Annotated in this window: 16 protein-coding genes; 6 read left to right on the forward strand and 10 right to left on the reverse strand. The window is 69.3% G+C overall.

Annotated features, from left to right (window positions below):
• Window positions 1–19 precede the first annotated feature (19 nt).
• From tssM to AC1KAT_RS04045, 3 genes are read left to right on the forward strand one after another with little or no spacing between them, the layout of a single operon-like run.
• Entirely contained in the window at window positions 20–3853 is a 3834-nt protein-coding gene (tssM, locus tag AC1KAT_RS04035) for a type VI secretion system membrane subunit TssM (RefSeq protein WP_480323027.1), read from the forward strand.
• Window positions 3850–4839: a type VI secretion system-associated protein TagF gene (gene tagF, locus AC1KAT_RS04040; RefSeq protein WP_480323029.1), complete on the forward strand. Its 990-nt coding sequence runs from the start codon at window positions 3850–3852 to the stop codon at window positions 4837–4839. The genes tssM and tagF overlap by 4 nt, the downstream gene beginning before the upstream one ends.
• Complete coding sequence (locus tag AC1KAT_RS04045; protein WP_480324299.1) at window positions 4728–5639, forward strand: OmpA family protein; 912 nt, start codon at window positions 4728–4730, stop codon at window positions 5637–5639. Before tagF ends, AC1KAT_RS04045 begins: the two co-directional genes overlap by 112 nt.
• Window positions 5640–5661: 22 nt before the next feature.
• Here AC1KAT_RS04045 and AC1KAT_RS04050 read toward each other — a convergent pair whose 3' ends face one another.
• The 5 genes from AC1KAT_RS04050 to AC1KAT_RS04070 form a co-directional block, all read right to left on the reverse strand.
• Window positions 5662–6201: a DUF1697 domain-containing protein gene (locus AC1KAT_RS04050; RefSeq protein WP_480323031.1), complete on the reverse strand. Its 540-nt coding sequence runs from the start codon at window positions 6199–6201 to the stop codon at window positions 5662–5664.
• A 22-nt stretch (window positions 6202–6223) separates the two neighbouring features.
• The gene (locus tag AC1KAT_RS04055) at window positions 6224–6676 is read right to left on the reverse strand and encodes an N-acetyltransferase family protein (protein ID WP_480323033.1); all 453 of its coding nucleotides are present in this window, start codon (window positions 6674–6676) and stop codon (window positions 6224–6226) included.
• A complete protein-coding gene (gene tssA / locus AC1KAT_RS04060; RefSeq protein WP_480323035.1) occupies window positions 6676–7746 on the reverse strand; it encodes a type VI secretion system protein TssA in 1071 nt (356 codons plus the stop codon). The genes AC1KAT_RS04055 and tssA overlap by 1 nt, the downstream gene beginning before the upstream one ends.
• Window positions 7747–7852: 106 nt before the next feature.
• On the reverse strand, window positions 7853–9112 hold the full coding sequence (locus AC1KAT_RS04065) for an MFS transporter (RefSeq protein WP_480323037.1): 1260 nt from the start codon (window positions 9110–9112) through the stop codon (window positions 7853–7855).
• Window positions 9105–9608: a MarR family winged helix-turn-helix transcriptional regulator gene (locus AC1KAT_RS04070; protein ID WP_480323039.1), complete on the reverse strand. Its 504-nt coding sequence runs from the start codon at window positions 9606–9608 to the stop codon at window positions 9105–9107. Before AC1KAT_RS04070 ends, AC1KAT_RS04065 begins: the two co-directional genes overlap by 8 nt.
• Before the next feature lie 62 nt (window positions 9609–9670).
• On the opposite strand from AC1KAT_RS04070, the gene AC1KAT_RS04075 reads away from it, so the two are divergent.
• Both AC1KAT_RS04075 and gloA read left to right on the forward strand, forming a co-directional pair.
• The gene (locus AC1KAT_RS04075) at window positions 9671–10234 is read left to right on the forward strand and encodes a PaaI family thioesterase (RefSeq protein WP_480323041.1); all 564 of its coding nucleotides are present in this window, start codon (window positions 9671–9673) and stop codon (window positions 10232–10234) included.
• Window positions 10231–10617: a lactoylglutathione lyase gene (gene gloA / locus AC1KAT_RS04080; protein WP_480323043.1), complete on the forward strand. Its 387-nt coding sequence runs from the start codon at window positions 10231–10233 to the stop codon at window positions 10615–10617. Before AC1KAT_RS04075 ends, gloA begins: the two co-directional genes overlap by 4 nt.
• A gap of 12 nt (window positions 10618–10629) precedes the next feature.
• Here the strand turns inward: gloA and eda are convergent, their stop codons facing one another.
• The 5 genes from eda to AC1KAT_RS04105 form a co-directional block, all read right to left on the reverse strand.
• On the reverse strand, window positions 10630–11268 hold the full coding sequence (eda, locus tag AC1KAT_RS04085) for a bifunctional 4-hydroxy-2-oxoglutarate aldolase/2-dehydro-3-deoxy-phosphogluconate aldolase (protein WP_480323045.1): 639 nt from the start codon (window positions 11266–11268) through the stop codon (window positions 10630–10632).
• A 23-nt stretch (window positions 11269–11291) separates the two neighbouring features.
• Window positions 11292–13109, reverse strand: a complete 1818-nt coding sequence (edd, locus tag AC1KAT_RS04090) for a phosphogluconate dehydratase (protein WP_480323047.1) — start codon at window positions 13107–13109, stop codon at window positions 11292–11294.
• Between the two features lie 85 nt (window positions 13110–13194).
• Window positions 13195–15267 (reverse strand): AsmA family protein, encoded by a 2073-nt coding sequence (locus AC1KAT_RS04095; RefSeq protein ID WP_480323049.1) that lies wholly within the window; start codon window positions 15265–15267, stop codon window positions 13195–13197.
• 139 nt (window positions 15268–15406) lie between these two features.
• Window positions 15407–15994, reverse strand: coding sequence for an OmpA family protein (locus AC1KAT_RS04100; RefSeq protein ID WP_480323051.1), 588 nt, complete (start codon window positions 15992–15994; stop codon window positions 15407–15409).
• A 19-nt stretch (window positions 15995–16013) separates the two neighbouring features.
• Window positions 16014–16652 (reverse strand): nucleotidyltransferase family protein, encoded by a 639-nt coding sequence (locus tag AC1KAT_RS04105; RefSeq protein WP_480323053.1) that lies wholly within the window; start codon window positions 16650–16652, stop codon window positions 16014–16016.
• Between the two features lie 190 nt (window positions 16653–16842).
• Here AC1KAT_RS04105 and pdxH point away from each other — a divergent pair, with 190 nt between their 5' ends.
• Window positions 16843–17478 carry a pyridoxamine 5'-phosphate oxidase gene (gene pdxH, locus AC1KAT_RS04110; RefSeq protein WP_480323055.1) on the forward strand — a complete coding sequence of 212 codons (636 nt, stop codon included), beginning with the start codon at window positions 16843–16845 and terminating at the stop codon, window positions 17476–17478.
• The last annotated feature ends 1 nt before the right edge of the window (window position 17479 follow it).

The raw sequence follows: 17479 nt of genomic DNA on the forward strand, positions 1-17479 counted from the left end.
CTGAACACGGACGTTTTTCATGCAGCGAATCTGGCAGTTCCTTCTCGACCCCCGCGTGCTCGCGGTGATCGGCCTGCTGGCCCTGGCGGCCCTGCTCTTCGTCGGAGCCGACTCGATGAAGGTCGGCCTGCAATGGGCCGCCGCCGTGCTGATCGGCCTGCTGGTGATCTGGGGACTGGTGTGGCTGGTGCGCCGCTACCGCGCGAAGAAGGCCGGCGAGAAACTTGAAGCCGCCATCGACGCCGAAGCCGAACGCGCCATCAAGGCCGCCCCGACGAAAGAAGGCCGTGCCGAGATGGTCGCCGTGCGCGAGCGCATGCACGAGGCCATCAAGACGATCAAGACCTCGAAGCTCGGCATGACCTCGGGCTCGGCCGCGCTGTACGAGCTGCCCTGGTACGCCGTGATCGGCAACCCCGCCGCGGGCAAGAGCTCGGCCATCGTGCGCTCGGGCCTGAACTTCCCGTTCTCTGACAAGAACAGCAACGTGCTGCACGGCATCGGCGGCACGCGCAACTGCGACTGGTTCTTCACCACCGAAGGCATCCTGCTCGACACCGCCGGCCGCTACTCGGTGCACGAGGAAGACCGCGAAGAGTGGCTCGGCTTCCTGTCGCTCTTGAAGCGCAACCGCCCGAAAGCCCCGCTCAACGGCGTGATCATCGCGGCGAGTTTGGCCGAGCTGGCCAACAACCGGCCCGAGTTCGCCATCACGCTCGCCAAGCAGTTGCGCCAGCGCGTGCAAGAGCTGACCGAGAAGCTCGAAGTCTTCGCGCCGGTGTACGTGGTCTTCACCAAGGCCGACTTGATCTCGGGCTTTGCCGAGTTCTTCGAAGACCGCGACCGCGACGAGCGCGAGCATGTGTGGGGCGCCACCCTGCCCTACGACACCACGCACAAGACCGACCTGGTCGCCGCCTTCGAGAAGCACTTCGACGAATTGAACGACGGGTTGAAAGAAGCCTCGCTCGTGCGCATGTCGATGAACCGCGGCGAGCGCCTGCCACCGGGCGTGCTGACCTTCCCGCTCGAATTCGCCGCGCTGAAGTCGCCGCTGCGCACCTTCCTCACGACGCTGTTCGAAGACAACCCGTACCAGTTCCGCCCGATCTTCCGGGGCTTCTATTTCACAAGTGCTGTGCAGGAAGGCCAATCGACCGGCCGCGCCAGCCAGCGCGTGGCCGAGCGCTTCGGCCTATCGCCCAGCATGGGCTCGGTGCCCACGGCCTCGGTCGTCTCGCAAAACGGCTTCTTCCTGCGTGAGCTGTTCTCGAAGGTCATCTTCGCCGACCGAGGCTTGGTGCAGCAGTACACCAGCCGCAACAAGCTGCGCTGGCGCTACGCGGCCTTCTTCGGGGGTGCGGTGCTGCTGGGCGCTGCGCTCGCGGGCTGGACGTGGTCGTACGTCGGCAACCGGCAGTTGGTGGCCAACGTGCAGGCGGACCTCGACAAGGTCATCAAGCTGCAAGAGAACCGCATCGACCTGCAATCGCGGCTCGAAGCGATGGAGACCCTGCAAGACCGCGTCGAGCAACTGCAGCGCTACCGCGAAGAACGCCCCTGGAATCTGACGCTCGGTCTCTATCAAGGCCAGGCCCTCGAAGAGAAGCTGCGCGCCGAGTACATGGCCGGCCTCAACGAGGTGATGCTGAAGCCGACCGCGGCGGCGATCGGCGCCTACCTGGGTGAAGTGAACGCCAACGCGGCGCAGCTGCAACCGCTTTCGCGCGGACCCGATGGCAGCCCGACGCCAGCCCGCAGCGCGGCACCGGCTGAAGCGCCGGGCGTGTATTCGGCCGCCTCGGTGACGAACGTGTCCGACGCCTACAACGCACTCAAGACCTACATCATGCTGGGCGACCCCACGCGGGTCGAGAACGCACACATGAGCGACCAGCTCACGCGCTTCTGGCGCGGCTGGCTCGAAGCGAACCGCGGCTCGATGCCGCGCGAGCAACTCATCCGCTCGGCCGAACGCATCCTGTCGTTCGCGCTCACGCAGGTCCGTGCGCCCGACTTCCCGCAGGTGCAGCCCAACCTGGCCCTGCTCGACAACACCCGCGAGAACCTGCGCCGCGTGGTCAAGGGCATGCCGGCACGCGAGCGGGTGTATGCCGAGATCAAGGCGCGCGCAGCCACGCGCTTTCCGGTCATGACGGTGGCCAACATCGTTGGCGAGGCCGACAAGGACGTGATCGCCGGCAGCTACGCGGTATCGGGCACCTTCACGCGCCAGGCCTGGGAAGAGTTCGTCGATGACGCCTTCAAAGAGGCCTCGACCAAGGCCAGCAAGGCCGACGACTGGGTGCTCAAGACCGCGCTCGAAGACGACCTCACCCTCGAAGGCAGCCCCGAACAGATCCGCAAGTCGCTGGTGCACCTGTACAAGACCGAGTACGTGACCGAGTGGCAGAAGTTCATGCAAGGCATCAGCGTGCGCGAATTCGCCAACTTCGACGACGCGGTCACACGCATGAACCGCCTCGGCGACCCGAGCACCTCGCCGATCGGCAAGCTGATCAACACACTGCACGACCAGACCTCGTGGGACAACCCCAGCCTGCTCAACGACCGCCTCGCCAAGGGCCAGCAAGGCTTCGTGGCGTGGTTCAAGCAGTCGGTGCTGCGCATGGCGCCGTCGAAGGCCGAGATCAAGATCGACGTGGTCTCGGGCCAAGCCGCCGTGCCCATGGGGCCGATCGGCAAAGAGTTTTCGGGCCTGCCTCGCCTGATGGTCGAGCGCGACAGCACCCCGCCGCTGGTGCGCACCTACATCCAGTCGCTGGGCAAGATCCGCACGCGTTTCAACGCGATGAAGAACGAGGGCGACCCCGGACCGGCCGCGCGCAAGCTGATGCAGCAAACGCTCGAGGGCGCCTCGGAGCTGTCTGAAACCCTCAAGCTCGTGGACGAGCAAATGCTCGTCGGGCAAACCGATTCGGCCAAGGCCACGCTGAGGCCGCTGCTGGTGCGCCCGCTGATCCAGTCGTTCGCGGTCATCGTCACGCCGGCCGAGGCCGAGATCAACCGGGTGTGGGCCGCGCAAGTGCACGAACCCTTCCAGAAGTCGCTGTCGGGCAAGTACCCGTTCGACCTGCGCTCGCGCATCGAGGCCACGCCGGGTGAGATCGCCAAGACCTTCGGGCCCGAAGGCTCGGTCGCCAAGTTCAGCGAGCAGGCGCTCGGCGCGCTGGTCGTGCGGCGCGGCGACACGCTCACGCCGCGCACCTGGGCCGACCTGGGCCTGCGCCTGCGCAGCGAATTCGCCAGCGGCTTCCCGGCCTGGGTGGCGACATTGCCCGGGGGTGGACCGGCCGGTGGGGGCGGGGGAGGAGGCGGTGGCGCAGGAAGCGCCGCCGCCGACCAACAGACGGCCTTCCAGATGCTGCCCACGCCGACGGCGGGCCTGGCCGAGTACACGATCGAGATCGACGGCCAGCAGATGCGCTACCGCAATGCCATGGCCGCCTGGACGAACTTCGTCTGGCCGGGCAACGGCACGCCGGGCGTTCGCATCAGCGGTGTCGGCACCGATGGCAAGACCTACGAGTTCCTGAACGAGCCCGGCCGCTTCGGGCTCGAAAAGATGCTGACCACCGCCAAGCGGCGTCGCCTCGACAACGGCGCCTTCGAGCTGACCTGGACCAGCGGCTCGATGTCGGTCGTGATGCAGCTGCGATTGATTTCGAGCCCCACCACCGGCGCGTCGTCGGGTGGCGGCAGTTCGGGCGGCGGCAACGAAACCCCCAGCGCCTCGGGTGGCCTGCGCGGCGCGCAGCTGCCGGCACTGGTGGTCGGTGCGGTGGCTGCTCCGGCCGCCGCGGCATCGGCCCCCACGGGAAGCGGCACATGAGCACATTGCCGCACCCCGCCGGACAGGTGCTCTACTTCGGCAAGCTGCCCTCGCGCGGCGACTTCGTGCGCAGCGTCGCCGGGTCGGCGCTCATCCACAGCATTGACCAGTGGATGTCGCAGACCATGGCACTGATGGCGCAGGACACGCGCTGGAAGATCGTCTACGACGGCGCCGCGCCAGTGCACTTTGCCATCCTCGGGCCGCAGAGCCATGCGGGGCTGGTGGGCCACCTCGCGGCCAGCCAAGACACCTCGGGCCGCCGCTTCCCCTTCGTCACCGCGTGCTCGTTCGAAGTGATCGAGCCGGCGGTGTTCATTCCGTACAGCCCGCAGGCGTTGACGCCCGTGTGGCAGAAGCTCGAAGGCGTGGTGCGCCAGGCGCTGAAGGCCGAAGACTTCGCCCAGGTGCAAGACATGCTCGCCGGCCAGCCGCCCGACCTGTCGGTGCGCTTCAACGGCCTGCGCGAGCAGTACAAAAGCTTCGCGCAGATGAACACCATCGACCGGCTCGAAGCAGCGCTCGCGCCCTCGGGCACGCCGGTGTCGATCCGCCAGACCATGCTGGCGCTGGGCATGCTGCTGCAGCCCGTGATGTCGCAAGGCCATGCCGACCTGAGCAAGGGCCTCGTGCTGCCGCTGCCGCGCGATGCGATGCAACTGCCGCACGTGATGACGCTGTGGGTCGACCTGATCGCGCGGTTCTTCCGGCGCACCAGTGCCGAGCTCGCGCTCTTCGTCACCACGCACAACGAGCAACCGGTCCTGCTGATCGGCTTTCACGGCGCCTCACCGGCCACGCTGCGCACTGCGCTCGACCCCGACGCGAGCCGGTCCGAAAACGTCGCGATCACCGATGCGGCCTGGGTCGAAGACTGGATCGGCACCGACTACGGATTGCGCAAGCTCTCCAACTACCTGCGAGACCCCTCGCTGTCGCTTGCGGCAGCGGTGGACATGTTCCGCGAGACCTTCCTGGGGGACTGATGGGCTTTCGACGTTTTGCCTTTTCGGCCGCGGGCGCCAGCGCCCTCGCCGCCTGCCTGGCCGGGCTGGCGCCTGCTGCCCTGGCCCAAACGGCCCCGGCTGCCGCACCCAACCAGGTGGTGGTGTCGGGCACGGTGCCCGACGAGGCCACGCGCGCCGCCATCCTCGCGCGGGCCCGCGAGGTGTACGGCTTCGACCGCGTGGTCGATCAACTGGGCGTGGGCAACGTGGTCGCGCCGCCCAACTGGGCCGGCTACGTGCAGAAGATCATCTCGCCGCAGCTCAAGCAGGTGTCGCGCGGGCAGTTGGCCGTCAGCGGCAACAACATCGAGCTGAAAGGCGAGGTCGGCAACGAGTCGCAGCGGCAGCAGATCGCGTCCGAGATGGCGACCTCGCTGAATCCGACTTACGCCATCCGCAACGGCCTGCGGGTCGCCGCGCAAGAGCAGACGCTGCTCGACGCGACCCTGGCCAACCGCATCATCGAGTTCGCGCCGAGCAGCAGCGTGCTGCTGCCGCGCGGCAAAGAGATCCTCGACGAGATGGCCGTGGCGCTGCTGAAGATGAGCGGCAAGAAGGTCGAGGTCATCGGCCACACCGACTCGCAAGGAGCACGCGACACCAACGTCGTGCTGTCGCTGGCGCGGGCCGACGCGGTGCGGACGTACTTCATCGGCAAGGGCTTGCCGGCCGCGATGATCAGCACCTCGGGCGCTGGCCCCGACCGCCCGGTGGCCGCCAACGACACGCCCGAGGGTCGCGCGCGCAACCGGCGCATCGAGTTCCGCATCAGCGAGTGATTCGCTGCTGACTGCGCCCCACTCAGCCGTGCTTGGCCACGAGGCGGCAGACGGTGTTCCAGGCGCGTGATGTGGCCGGCACGCCGAGTTGGCGTTCCGCAAAGGCGTTCGGGCTGCCTGGGCTGGCGCCCAGCTTGTGCACCACCGAGAGCATCAGCCCCTGGCCATAGCTGAGCACCTGCACGTCGCCCCGCGCATTGGCTCGCGGGGCATCGGGCGGCGGCACGCAGTCGGCCGGCAGGAAGGTGACGCCGAATTCGTAGACGCTGGCGCGATCGAGCCCCGCGAAGGGCTGCGTGGCGACCAGGTCCACCAACTCGTCGAGCGAGCGCAGGAAAGCCGGTTCGTCGAAGCCGCTTTGCTGCCGCAGCGCCTCGCGGGCGTGCCGCAGCACCGTTGCCGCTCGGCGCGCCGACGCCGCCTCGAACACCAGGGTGCCGTTGGTCAAGAAGGAAGCGGCCGAGGCCGCGCCTGCATCGACGAAGGCCGATTCGAGTGCGGCACGCGTCGGTGCCGGCGGGCGCCCGAGGTTGAGGTTGCGAAAGAACGCCGCGAACTTCATGCGCGCCCGCACCGGCTTCGCGTCAGCTCGTCTTGACGAGCGGGTGGTCGTAGCGGATGAACCCCCGGTGCTGCGCCACGCGTTCGTACAAGGCCCGGGCCGTCGCATTGCTTTCGTGGGTGGACCAATAGAAGCGCGTGGCCTGCGCCTCGCGCGCCGCTTCGGCCACGGCGTCGATCAACGCGCGAGCCACACCTCGGCCGCGCATGGCCGGCGCCACGAACAGGTCTTCGAGGTAGCACACGCGCGGAGTCCACATCGCGGTGTGAAAGAAGAAATGCGCGATGCCCACGAGCCGCCCGTCGAGCGTGGCGCCCAGAGCCGACACGCCATCGTGCGCGACGATGCGCCGCCAGGTGGTGTCGTAGGCCTCGGGCGGCAGCGGGGTCTGGTAGAACTCTTTGTAGCCCTGCGCGAGCGCGAGCCAGGCGGCGTGGTCATCGGCCGCGAGCGGGCGAACGCTGACCGCGGCCATCAATGCGCGCCTTCGGGCGGCTCGGCACCGAGCAGGTCTTCGAGCTGCGCGAGCGCGTTCGAGTCTTTCACCACCGCGCGCAGCCACACGTGCAGCGGCATGTCGCCCCACTTGACGGCTTTCTCGGCGAGGTAGGCCACGGGGCTGTGCGGCTCGGTGTTGCGGAAGTAGGTCGCCACCTCGCGCAGTTGCGCCAGCGCCTGTGCCCGCGTGCGCAGCGGGCCGCCGGCCATGCGCGGGCCGGTGTTGTCACCGGCGTCGGCGCTGGGCTCGCCGTCGGGGGATTCACCTTCCGCGCCGGGGGTCGCGGCCGTCACGGCGCCCATGTCCTTGGCAAGGCGTTGGGCTTCGTGCAGCGCGGCGGCGAGCGCCTCGCGCGCGGGCACGAAGCTCGGGCCATCGGCACCGAGCTTGGCGTCGATGACCGACTGCCAATCGGCCAGCGCGGCCTGGCAGGCCTGCAGGGCTTGCAGCGTGTCGAGCAGAAACGGGCGCGGCGTGTCTTTCAGCGCGCGGTTGAACTTGTCCATCGTCACCGTGTCGGCGTCGAGCTGCGCAGCCTTCTCGGGCGACTTGTCGAGCGTGACCTGCAAGGCGCGTGCGGCCTGCATCTGGCGCAGCGAATACGCCCCCGCGCGGCCCTTGGTGACCGGGGCCAGCACCGACAGCGTCACCGCACGGTTGAGAAACCAGCCGATGTTGCCGATGCGTTGCTCCATGTCGCCGTCGTCGGCCTGCGGGTGCAGCGTGTCCCAGAAGCGTTCGCTGAGCTTGGCGCACAGGTCGAGGCCTTCTTGCAGGCCGACATAACCCCGGTTCAGCGCAGCCGCCTCGGCCAGCCACATCGCCAGGCGCAGGTCTTTCGAGCGGGTGTTCAGCAGCTCGATGCAGCGCGACTCGACGCTGGGCCAGTCGGCCGTCTTGAGCGCCGTGACCCATTCGCCCTGGTCGAGCGTGGCGTCGTCTTCGCGCCGCAGTTCGGCGATCTGGTCGAACTCGTGCGAGAACGACAGGTCTTCGCCGCTCGGCGCGGCCTCGGAAATGGGCGACAGAAGCGCTTCGATGTTCATGCGGGCATGCGGCGCGGCCGGGGTCGGTCAAAGAGGGCCGCAGTGTAGCGGTGGGGTCTGGCGACGCGCACCCCGACAAGCGGGGTGCGGCCGCGCGGCCCCGCGCTCAGCCGGCTGCCTGCAAGGCACGCGGCGAACGCGCCTCGCGGATCGGCAGGTGGATCAGCGCCGCGCCCACCGCGAGCACGATGTCGGCGTACCACATCCATTCGTAGCCGCCGGTCCACTCGAAGGCCTTGCCGCCCAGGTAAGCACCGAGAAAGCCGCCGACCTGGTGCGACACCATCACCAGGCCGAACAGTGTGGACAGGTGCGCGGTGCCGAAGAACTTGGCGACCAGCCCGGCCGTCGGTGGCACGGTCGAAAGGTAGGTGAAGCCGATGACCGCCGCGAAGGTCAGCACCACCGCCTCGGTCTTGGGCGCGAACAGAAAGGCCAGCACCGCCAGCGCGCGCGTCGCATACACCAGCGACAGCAGCGACTTCATGCGCCAGCGCCCGCCATCGAACGACACCGCCCAGCCCATCGCCAGGCTGCCGAGGATGTTGAAGAGGCCGATCACCCCGAGCGACCAGCCCGCCACCTCGGCCGGCAACTGGCACGACGCGATGACGCCGGGCAGGTGCGTGGCGATGAAGGCCACGTGGAAGCCGCACACGAAGAAGCCCGCCGCGAGCATGAGGTAGCTCGGGTGGCGCATCGCGCGGGCCAGCGCCTGCCGGGTGGTTTCGGCCGCCACCGCCGGGCCTGCCGCTGCGGCCGGGGTCTGGGGGCTGGCCTTGGCGTTGCCGCGCAAGACCCACGCCGCCGGCAAAGCCAGCAGGGTGAGCAGCGCGAGGCTTTGCACCGCGGCGATCCAGCCGGCAGCGAGGGTCACGGTCTGCGCCAGCGGCGCGAACACGAACTGCCCGAACGACCCCCCGGCGTTGACGATGCCGGTCGCCATGCCGCGCCGCTCGGGCGGCGTCAGGCGCGCGGTGGCACCCATCAGCACCGACGGCCCGGCCATGCCGGCGCCACCGGCGGCCAGCACGCCGATGGCCAGCACCAGGCCCCAGGTCGTCGTCATATAGGGCACGAGCAAGGTGCCCAGCGCCACCAGCACCACACCGGCCACCAGCACGCGCCCGGCGCCGACGCGGTCGGCGACCATGCCCGCGAAGGGCTGCGTGAGGCCCCACCACAACTGGCCGAACGCGAAGGCGAGGCTCACGCTCGCGACGCCCAGGCCCGTGTGCGAGTTGAGCGAGCCCAGAAAGAGGCCCATCGACTGCCGCGCGCCCATCGTGAGCGCGAAGGTGCCGGCCGCCGCCAGCAACACCAGCCACACGGCCATGCGGGCCGGCGTTTGACGGGGCTCATTCATCGCTCACCTCCGGCAACGCGCCGTCGGCCTCGCCCTCGTCGAGCAAGGCCATGCATTCGTCGAGCAAGGCATGCAGGCGCACGACGCGCGCGTCGCCGAGCTGGCGGTTGAGCGCCAGCTGCGCCTGCTTCCACGCGCGCTGCCCTTCGGCGCGCTTGGCGCGGCCCGCGTCGGTGACGACAACCAGGCGGCTGCGGCCATCGACCCCGGGCTGCATCTCGGCCCAGCCATGGGCGATCAGCGGCTGCAGGTTGCGCGTGAGCGTGGACGCTTCGAGCGACATGCGCGCGGCCAGGTCCGAGGGGCGTATGGGCCCCAGCAGCGCCAGGTGCGACAGCAGCGAGTACTGCGTGGTCTTGAGACCCGCCTCGCCGACCAGCGCGTCGTAGCGCCGGCTCACCCGCCGCGTGAGCTGGCGCAGGCGCAGGTTGGTGCAACCCTGCGGCGCGGTGGGGTTCGCCGGGGCGGCCGAACGGGTGCGAGAGCTTGCTGCCATGATTCAATTGTACCTACAATCGTTGTACCCACAAGCATCAACCCGCACGTCCGGAGCCCGACATGAGCACCCTGCCCCACCCCACGCCCGCCACGCCCCAAGACACCCTCGCCCGCTGGCAGGCCGACGAAGCCGCCGTGCGCGGCCGCCACCGCAGCGTCGGCGTGAGCCGGCCCGACCAGGTGATGGGCAAGAGCGGCATCGAGATCTTCCAGGCCATGTTTGCGGGCGAGCTGCCCATGCCACCCATCGGGCAGACGCTCGATTTCCTGCCGGTGCACATCGAACCGCGCTACGCGGTGTTCCAGGGGCGGCCGGGGTTCACGCACTACAACCCGCTGGGCACCGTGCACGGCGGCTGGTTCGCCACGCTGCTCGACTCGGCCGTGGCCTGCTCGATCCATGCGGCGCTGCCCGCGGGCAAGACCTACACGACGGTCGAGCTGAAGATCAACATCGTGAAGGCCCTGACCGACAAGGTGCCGCTGGTGCGCGCCGAGGGTCGCGTCATTCACCTGGGCCGCAGCATGGGCACCGCCGAAGGCCGCCTCGTGGGTCCCGACGGCACGCTGTACGCTCACGCGTCCACGACCTGCTTCATCTTTGACACCCCGGCCCCGAAATGAGACTCCTGCACACCATGCTGCGCGTTGGCGACCTGCAACGCTCGATCGACTTCTACACCCAGGTGATGGGCATGCGCCTGCTGCGCACCACCGACCGGCCCGAGCAGCAGTATTCGTTGGCCTTCGTGGGTTACGGCAACAACCCCGAGCACGCCGAGATCGAACTGACCTACAACTACGGCGTCGAGAAGTACGAGCTCGGCACGGCCTACGGCCACATCGCCATCGAGGTGCCCGACGCCTATGCCGCGTGCGACAAGATCAAGGCCAACGGCGGAGCGGTCACGCGCGAAGCGGGCCCGGTGAAGGGCGGCTCGACGGTCATCGCCTTCGTGACCGACCCCGACGGCTACAAGATCGAGCTGATCGAGCGCAAGCCCTGAGGCGGCCTGCGCTCAACCCGCGCGCAAGGCCCCCGCAGCTCGCGCCAGGGCCGTGATGCGAGGCCAATCGCGTGCAGCCACTGCGTCGGCCGGCGTCAGCCACGAACCACCGCAGACCTTCACGTTGGGCAGGGCCAGGAAGTGCGGCGCGGTCTCGGGCGTGATGCCGCCGGTCGGGCAGAACATCACGTCGGCGAACGGCCCCGCGAGCGCCTTCAGCATCGGAATGCCGCCCGCCGCTGTCGCTGGAAAGAACTTCAGAAAGCGGTAGCCGTCGGCATTCGCCTGCATCACCTCGCTGCCGGTCGCCACGCCCGGCAGCAGCGGCAGGCCGATCTGCCGGCACGCGACGCCGACGGCGGCGAGGTAGCCCGGGCTCACGGCGAACTGGCAACCGGCGTCTTTCGCGGCCTGCGCATCGGCCACGCTGCGCACCGTGCCGGCGCCGACGATGGCCTCGGGCACGGCGCGCGCGATGGCCTCCATGCACTGCAAGGCCACCGGCGTGCGCAGCGTGATTTCAAGCACCCGCACGCCGCCGGCGACCAGCGCCTGCGCCAGCGGCACGGCGTCGTCGAGGCGGTCGATCACGATCACCGGGATCACCGGGCCGTGTTCAGCGAGTTGCAGGGGGTCGAGGGCGTCGCTCATGCGCGGGTCCAGTGAAAGTGAATTCAGAGCCAGGTCACCGCGCCCTCTTCGGCGCTGCGCACGTTGCGGCGCATGCCCCCGAAGAGTTCGCGGCCCAGGCCGTGGGCGTTGACGTCGTGCTGCGCGTCGCCCAGCGCGGCGGGCTCGCGCGCTTGCCACTCGTCGTCGGGCACCAGCGCTTGCAGCACGCCGTGGACGGCGTCGAGGCGGATCACATCGCCATCGCGCACGCGCGCCAGCGGCCCGCCGCCCAGCGCCTCGGGGCTCGCGTGGATGGCCGCGGGCACCTTGCCCGAGGCGCCGCTCATGCGGCCGTCGGTGACCAGCGCGACGCGGTAGCCCTTGCCCTGCAGCACGCCCAGCGGTGGCGTGAGCTTGTGCAGCTCGGGCATGCCGTTGGCGCGCGGCCCCTGAAAGCGCACGACGGCGACGAAGTCACGCTCCAGTTCGCCGGCCTGGAAGGCACGCAGCAAGGCCTCTTGCGTTTCGAAGACGCGCGCCGGGGCTTCGATCACGTGGCGGTCGGCAGGCACGGCCGAGACCTTGATGACCGCGCGGCCGAGGTTTCCGGTCAGGAGCTTCAGCCCGCCGGTCTCGCTGAAAGGCTCGGCCGCCGTGCGCACGATGCCGGGGTCGATGCTGTGCGCAGGCCAGGCATGCCAAGCGAGGCGGGTGCCATCGCTGCTCGGCTGCGTGGTGTACGCCCGCAGGCCGCCGGGCGCGACGGTGGCGACATCGGCGTGCATCAGCCCCGCGTCGATCAGCTCGCGGATCACGAAGCCGGGCCCGCCCGCCGCCTGGAACTCGTTCACGTCGGCGCTGCCGTTGGGGTACACGCGGGCCAGCAGCGGCACCACGGCCGACAGGTCGGAGAAGTCGCTCCAGTCGATCACGATGCCAGCCGCGCGCGCCACCGCCACCCAGTGGATCAGGTGGTTGGTCGATCCGCCGGTGGCGAGCAGGGCGACCATGGCGTTCACGATCACGCGTTCGTCTACCAGCCGGCCGATGGGCGTGAAGCGCGGCGCGGCCTTGACGATGCCGAGCAGCGTGCCCACGGCCTCGCGCGTTAGCGCTTCGCGCAGCCCGTCGTGCGGGTGCACGAAGGCAGCGCCGGGTACGTGCAGGCCCATGGCTTCGAGCAGCATCTGGTTGCTGTTGGCCGTGCCGTAGAAGGTGCAGGTGCCGGGGCCGTGGTAGGCCTTCGATTCGGCGTCGAGCAAGGTGTCGCGGCCCACCAGGCCTTGCGCGAACTGCTCGCGCACCTGGGCCTTGTCGTGGTTCGACAGGCCGGTGGACATCGGCCCCGCCGGCACGAACACGCACGGCAGGTGGCCGAAGTGCAAGGCGCCGATCAAGAGGCCGGGCACGATCTTGTCGCACACGCCGAGCAGCAGGGCCGCGTCGAACACGTCGTGCGTCAGCGCAACGGCGGTGCCCATCGCGATGGTGTCGCGCGAGAAGAGGCTGAGTTCCATGCCCGGGTAGCCCTGGGTCACGCCATCGCACATGGCCGGCACGCCGCCGGCCACCTGCGCGGTGGCGCCCAGCTTGTGCGCCTCGTCGCGGATCAGCGCCGGGTAGCCCTCGTAAGGCTGGTGCGCCGAGAGCATGTCGTTGTAGGCGGTGACGATGCCCAGGTGCGGCGCGCGCTCGACCACGATGCGCAGCTTGTCTTGCGCGGGCATCGCGGCCACGGCATGCGCGACGTTGGCGCAGCCCATGCGGTCGGAGCCTCGCGGCCGGGCAATGGCCGCCTCGACGCGCCGCAGGTAGTCGGCCCGCAGCGTGGCGCTGCGCTCGCGGATGCGCTGGGTCACGTCCAGCACGGCTTGCTTCATGAGGAGACCTGACGCGGCTGTGGAAGGTGCCGTCGATTATCGGCAGTGCACGATGCCCATCCTGCGGTGCTGGTCCGCTGGGGGCTCAGCCCTTCACGCCGGCCGCACGGCGCGCGCGTTCGAGCAAGGCCGGGCAAGCATCGGCATCGTCTTCGGCGTTCGGATCGCCAGGGTCGATGAACGGAATGATCGCCGCGAGCGGGTTCACCAGCGCCAGCACCACGGCGCCTGCGATCTTGCGGCCGAGCTTGTCTTTCTGCAGCGAGACCTCGGGCGCACCGAAGCTGCCTCGCACGCGCAAGGGCGTGCGCAACGCGAGCGGGCTGAAGTCCTTGGGCGCGACGATGGCGCGCAGGTCCATCGTCTCGTTGACGAGCGAGAGCTGCCCATCGACCCAGACGGTGGAGTCGCGCGTGTCCACCACGGCGGCACGCGGGGTGAGCACGCCGTCTTTGGCCACCATGTCGACGACGGCGCACTGCACAGGCAGCGCGTCGTCGCCCTTGATGAACACCCCCAGCGCTTGAGCGAGGTCGAGCCCCGCGCCTTCGAGCACGAGGTGCGACACCGCACCGCCGCGCAGCGCCGTGAACACCTGGCCATCGAGGCTGGCGAGGATCTGCGCCGTCGAACGGCCCTGGCCCTTGAGCTGCGCCCGACCGACCAGGCGGCCACTGATGTAGGGCGGCGCGTCGCCCCCACGGGTCTGCCTGAGCCAGCGTTCGAGCCGCACGCCCGACCAGCGCAGGTCAGCGCGGTACAGCGCCACGTCGCCGGTGCCGTCGAGAGAAACCTCGCCGGCCACGCGGCCGTCGGCCGTGCGCGCGTCGATGTCGTGGATGCGCAGCCGCCCTTCGTCGAGCACCAGTTGCGCCTTGAGCGGCTGCAAGGGCATGGCGAACGCATTGCCAAGTTCGGCCCGTTCGAAGTCGAAGGCCACCTTCGCGTTCATGGCGCGCAGCGAGGGCAGGTCGAACTCTTTGTCAGGGATCACACGCGACGCTCGCGGCACGGCCTGGCCCTTGGCAGTGACGGGCCGGGCAACCTCGGCCGCCGGCTCTCCGGCCACGGTGGGCAGCAGATCGGCCAGCACAAAGCGCGGGCTGCTCACCTGGCCCGAAAGCATCGCACGCGCCGGGCGCGTGTCGTAGGTCAGCGCCGCCTTCAGGCGGCTGTCGCCCACGCGGCTGTCGGCGGTGTCGAAGCGCCAGACGCGGTCTTGCTTGTCGATGAGGCCCCGAATTTCAAAGCGCGACGTGGTCGGCAAGGTGACGCCGAGCGGGTCGCCCACGGCCGCCAGCGATGGCCCGGTGGCCCGCACCTCGCCGCGCATGTCGCGGAAGTGCAGCACGTCGGTCACGGTGCCGCTGAAGCTCAGCGCTGCGCGCCCGGCCTTCACTTGCAGTTCGATGCCCGTGGGTGGCGCGTCGGCCCCGGTGGTGAGCAAGGGCTGCACGCCGGTCGCGTTCAGCGTCGCGTTGATTTGGGCCGGCCCGTAGCGGCCCTCGGCCACGGCGCGCAGGCCACGCCGCCCATCGGCGGCGTTCTGCCCCTCGCTGAGCGTCACGCGCCCACGCAGGTCGGCTTTCAGGATGGCGTCCTGGTAACTCAGCTCCCCTTCGTTGATCGCCAACTCGCGCACGTTCGGGATGCCCATGTCGCGGGCGTCGTCGTCCTTGGGCTGGCGCGCATCGCCGAACATCCACGACGCTTGGCCATCGGCGCGGCGCTCGGCAAACACGCGCACGCGCGAAGCCACGAGGCGGTCGATGTCGAGTGCGCCACCCCGGCGGGCCTGCCAGAGGTCGCCATAGCGCAGGCGCATCTCGGCCTGCTCGGCGCGCAAGAAGTAGGGATGCTGGCTCCAGGCCGGTGCGCCGATCTGCAAGGCCGGCACCCACACCTGCAGTCGACCAAGAAAGCGCACGCCAGCCTGCTGGGCCTGGTCGCTGTCTTGCAAGAGCACCCGACGCTGCAGCATGTCGCTGAGCAGCCCCTCGACCGGCCTCACGAGAAAGGGCCAGCGCAGCCATTCACACACACCGCAGGCCGCCACGAGCACCAGCACGGCAAGCCCCATGGCACGCAGCGCGCGGCGGCGACGGGGCGGCGTCGTGGCGGGCGCGTCAACGACGTGCGGAGGGTCTTCGGGATTCATGGGGCGCGCTCGGTCAGCCTGCGTGGGCCGACCATAGGAGCGCGCTCAGGGGACACGTATCGGCGAGCGCCGACCGGTGGTGTGCGGCGTGTCCTACGCCTGTCGCCAGGTCACGGCGACCAAGCGCAACAAACGGGGCTCAGCGAACGTGCATCTCGACGCGACGTGCATCGCGCGGGTCGGCCGAGGCGGCCACCGCCACGGGTTCGACGATGACCAGTTGCTGGGGCGGCACGCCATTCGATTCGAGTGCGTGGCGCACGCGCCAGGCGCGGCGGCTCGCCAATTCGCTGTGCGCCGCCACATCGCCGGTGGCGTCGTGGAACGGCACGATGCGCACGCGGACCTGCGCGTCGGCACGGGCCAGATCAGCCACTTGGGTCAGCGGTTCATTCGCGTCTTCGGGCAAGGAAGCGTCGGCGACGCCGAAGTAGATGCGCGGTGATTGGGCATCGGCTTGAGCGGCAGCAGCAGGCACCTCAAGGCTGCTCTGGCCGAACGAAGCGCTCTGCTTCATCGACCCGAAGCCAACGGCCCCGGCGACCACCAACCCGACGATAGAAAACACCGTCAACAGGGCAAAACCCTGTGATTCATCGCTCTTTTGGCTCATTTGTCCCAACCTCGTGAAAATCGTCGCGGATTTTAGGCTTGCACCCGAGTCGGTCTTTTGACTCCACCCGAGGAAACCCTGTAAGCAAGCGCAACGAATTGTGACGAGGCCCAACTTCAGTCGGGCGGGACGCTCACGGGGGGGACGCCCCGCCATACAAAGACGCGGCATGCACCGCACGCACGTGGCTGAGGTCGGCCACGGTGTCCACGTCCATCAGCACGCCGGGGTCGTCGACATCGACGGCCTGCGATGGGTAGCGCGCCACCAGACGGCGCGCGCCTTCGTCTCCGGTGAGGGTGACGAGTTCAGAGTAGAGCTCGGCCGCGAAGCCCACGGGGTGGCCGCGGCGACCGTTGTACTGGGCATAGCTGACGGGATGCTGTTCGAGCATGTCGGCCACGGCCAGCAGGGTCGAGGGCCGCACCATCGGCATGTCACCCGGCAAGAGCAGCCAGCCAGAGGCGCCCGAGACCGCCGACACGCCGGCCGCAATCGAATGCCCCATGCCCCAACCGGCGCCGGTGGGGTCACCGGGGGCGGCCACGGTGGGCAGCACGACGATGTCGCGCGAGGCGACCTGGCCCCGAACGACTTCGGCCAGCAAGGCCGTGGTGACGACCACCACCTGGAGTTGTGTGGCCAACGCGTGGCGCAGGGTGGTGCCCAGCACGCTGGACGTGCCCAGGCTTTGCGCAAGCTTGTGCTGCGCTCCCTGGAAACGGGAACCTTGCCCCGCCGCCAACACGATGACTGCCGGCCGCGCCTTCATGCTGCTTGACTCCCTTGACTGCCTTTTTCGCTTTCGTTTGTATTCAGTCGCGGCAATGCGCGATCCCTGCACGAAGCATCGGCGCTTTGCGCTTTTCGAGCTAGTGGGGCCTTCACTTAGGGGTCTTTCCCGCTGACGGTGCACTGGCCACCGACCGCGTCAAACATCGACGCTGCCTATACTGCCTCGCATGACCTCGATCGCCGATCTTCGTAAGAGCTACGAGCGTGCCGAACTCGACGAAACGGCCTCGCGCGACGACCCGCTGGAGCAATTCGGCCTGTGGTTTCGGCAGGCGTTGGACGCTCAAGTGCCCGAGCCCAATGCCATGACGCTGGCCACGGTCGGCCCCGACCAGCGGCCTTCGACCCGCGTCGTGCTCATCAAGGGCTTCGACGCCCGCGGCATCGTCTGGTACAGCAATTACGACAGCCGCAAGGGCCGCGAGCTCGCCGCGCATCCGTTCGCTGCCTTGCAATTCCATTGGGTCGAGCTCGAACGCGTCGTGCGCATCGAAGGCCGGGTCGAGCACACCAGCGATGAAGAGTCGGACGCGTACTTCCAGTCGCGCCCGCTCGACAGCCGCCTCGGCGCCTGGGCCTCGCCGCAAAGCCAGGTCATCAGTTCGCGCGCCGTGCTGGTGGGCAACGCGGCCAAGGCGGCGGCGCGCTTCGCGCTCAACCCGCCCCGGCCGCCGCACTGGGGCGGTTTTCGCCTGCAGCCCGACCAGTGGGAGTTCTGGCAGGGCCGCAAGTCACGCCTGCACGACCGCCTTCGCTACCGGCTCGAAGGCGGCCGCTGGGTGCGCGAGCGACTGGCGCCCTGAG

The sequence above is a fragment of the Piscinibacter sp. PDB5-1 genome, assembly GCF_056676035.1.

Bases quoted from the DNA above. Each gene is read 5' to 3' on its own strand.
- tagF (WP_480323029.1), top strand. From the start codon at position 3,850: ATGAGCACATTGCCGCACCCCGCCGGACAGGTGCTCTACTTCGGCAAG.
- AC1KAT_RS04050 (WP_480323031.1), bottom strand. From the start codon at position 6,201: ATGAAGTTCGCGGCGTTCTTTCGCAACCTCAACCTCGGGCGCCCGCCG.
- AC1KAT_RS04105 (WP_480323053.1), bottom strand. From the start codon at position 16,652: ATGAAGGCGCGGCCGGCAGTCATCGTGTTGGCGGCGGGGCAAGGTTCC.
- gloA (WP_480323043.1), top strand. From the start codon at position 10,231: ATGAGACTCCTGCACACCATGCTGCGCGTTGGCGACCTGCAACGCTCG.
- AC1KAT_RS04065 (WP_480323037.1), bottom strand. From the start codon at position 9,112: ATGAATGAGCCCCGTCAAACGCCGGCCCGCATGGCCGTGTGGCTGGTG.
- AC1KAT_RS04055 (WP_480323033.1), bottom strand. From the start codon at position 6,676: ATGGCCGCGGTCAGCGTTCGCCCGCTCGCGGCCGATGACCACGCCGCC.
- AC1KAT_RS04075 (WP_480323041.1), top strand. From the start codon at position 9,671: ATGAGCACCCTGCCCCACCCCACGCCCGCCACGCCCCAAGACACCCTC.
- tssA (WP_480323035.1), bottom strand. From the start codon at position 7,746: ATGAACATCGAAGCGCTTCTGTCGCCCATTTCCGAGGCCGCGCCGAGC.
- edd (WP_480323047.1), bottom strand. From the start codon at position 13,109: ATGAAGCAAGCCGTGCTGGACGTGACCCAGCGCATCCGCGAGCGCAGC.
- pdxH (WP_480323055.1), top strand. From the start codon at position 16,843: ATGACCTCGATCGCCGATCTTCGTAAGAGCTACGAGCGTGCCGAACTC.
- AC1KAT_RS04070 (WP_480323039.1), bottom strand. From the start codon at position 9,608: ATGGCAGCAAGCTCTCGCACCCGTTCGGCCGCCCCGGCGAACCCCACC.
- AC1KAT_RS04095 (WP_480323049.1), bottom strand. From the start codon at position 15,267: ATGAATCCCGAAGACCCTCCGCACGTCGTTGACGCGCCCGCCACGACG.
- eda (WP_480323045.1), bottom strand. From the start codon at position 11,268: ATGAGCGACGCCCTCGACCCCCTGCAACTCGCTGAACACGGCCCGGTG.
- tssM (WP_480323027.1), top strand. From the start codon at position 20: ATGCAGCGAATCTGGCAGTTCCTTCTCGACCCCCGCGTGCTCGCGGTG.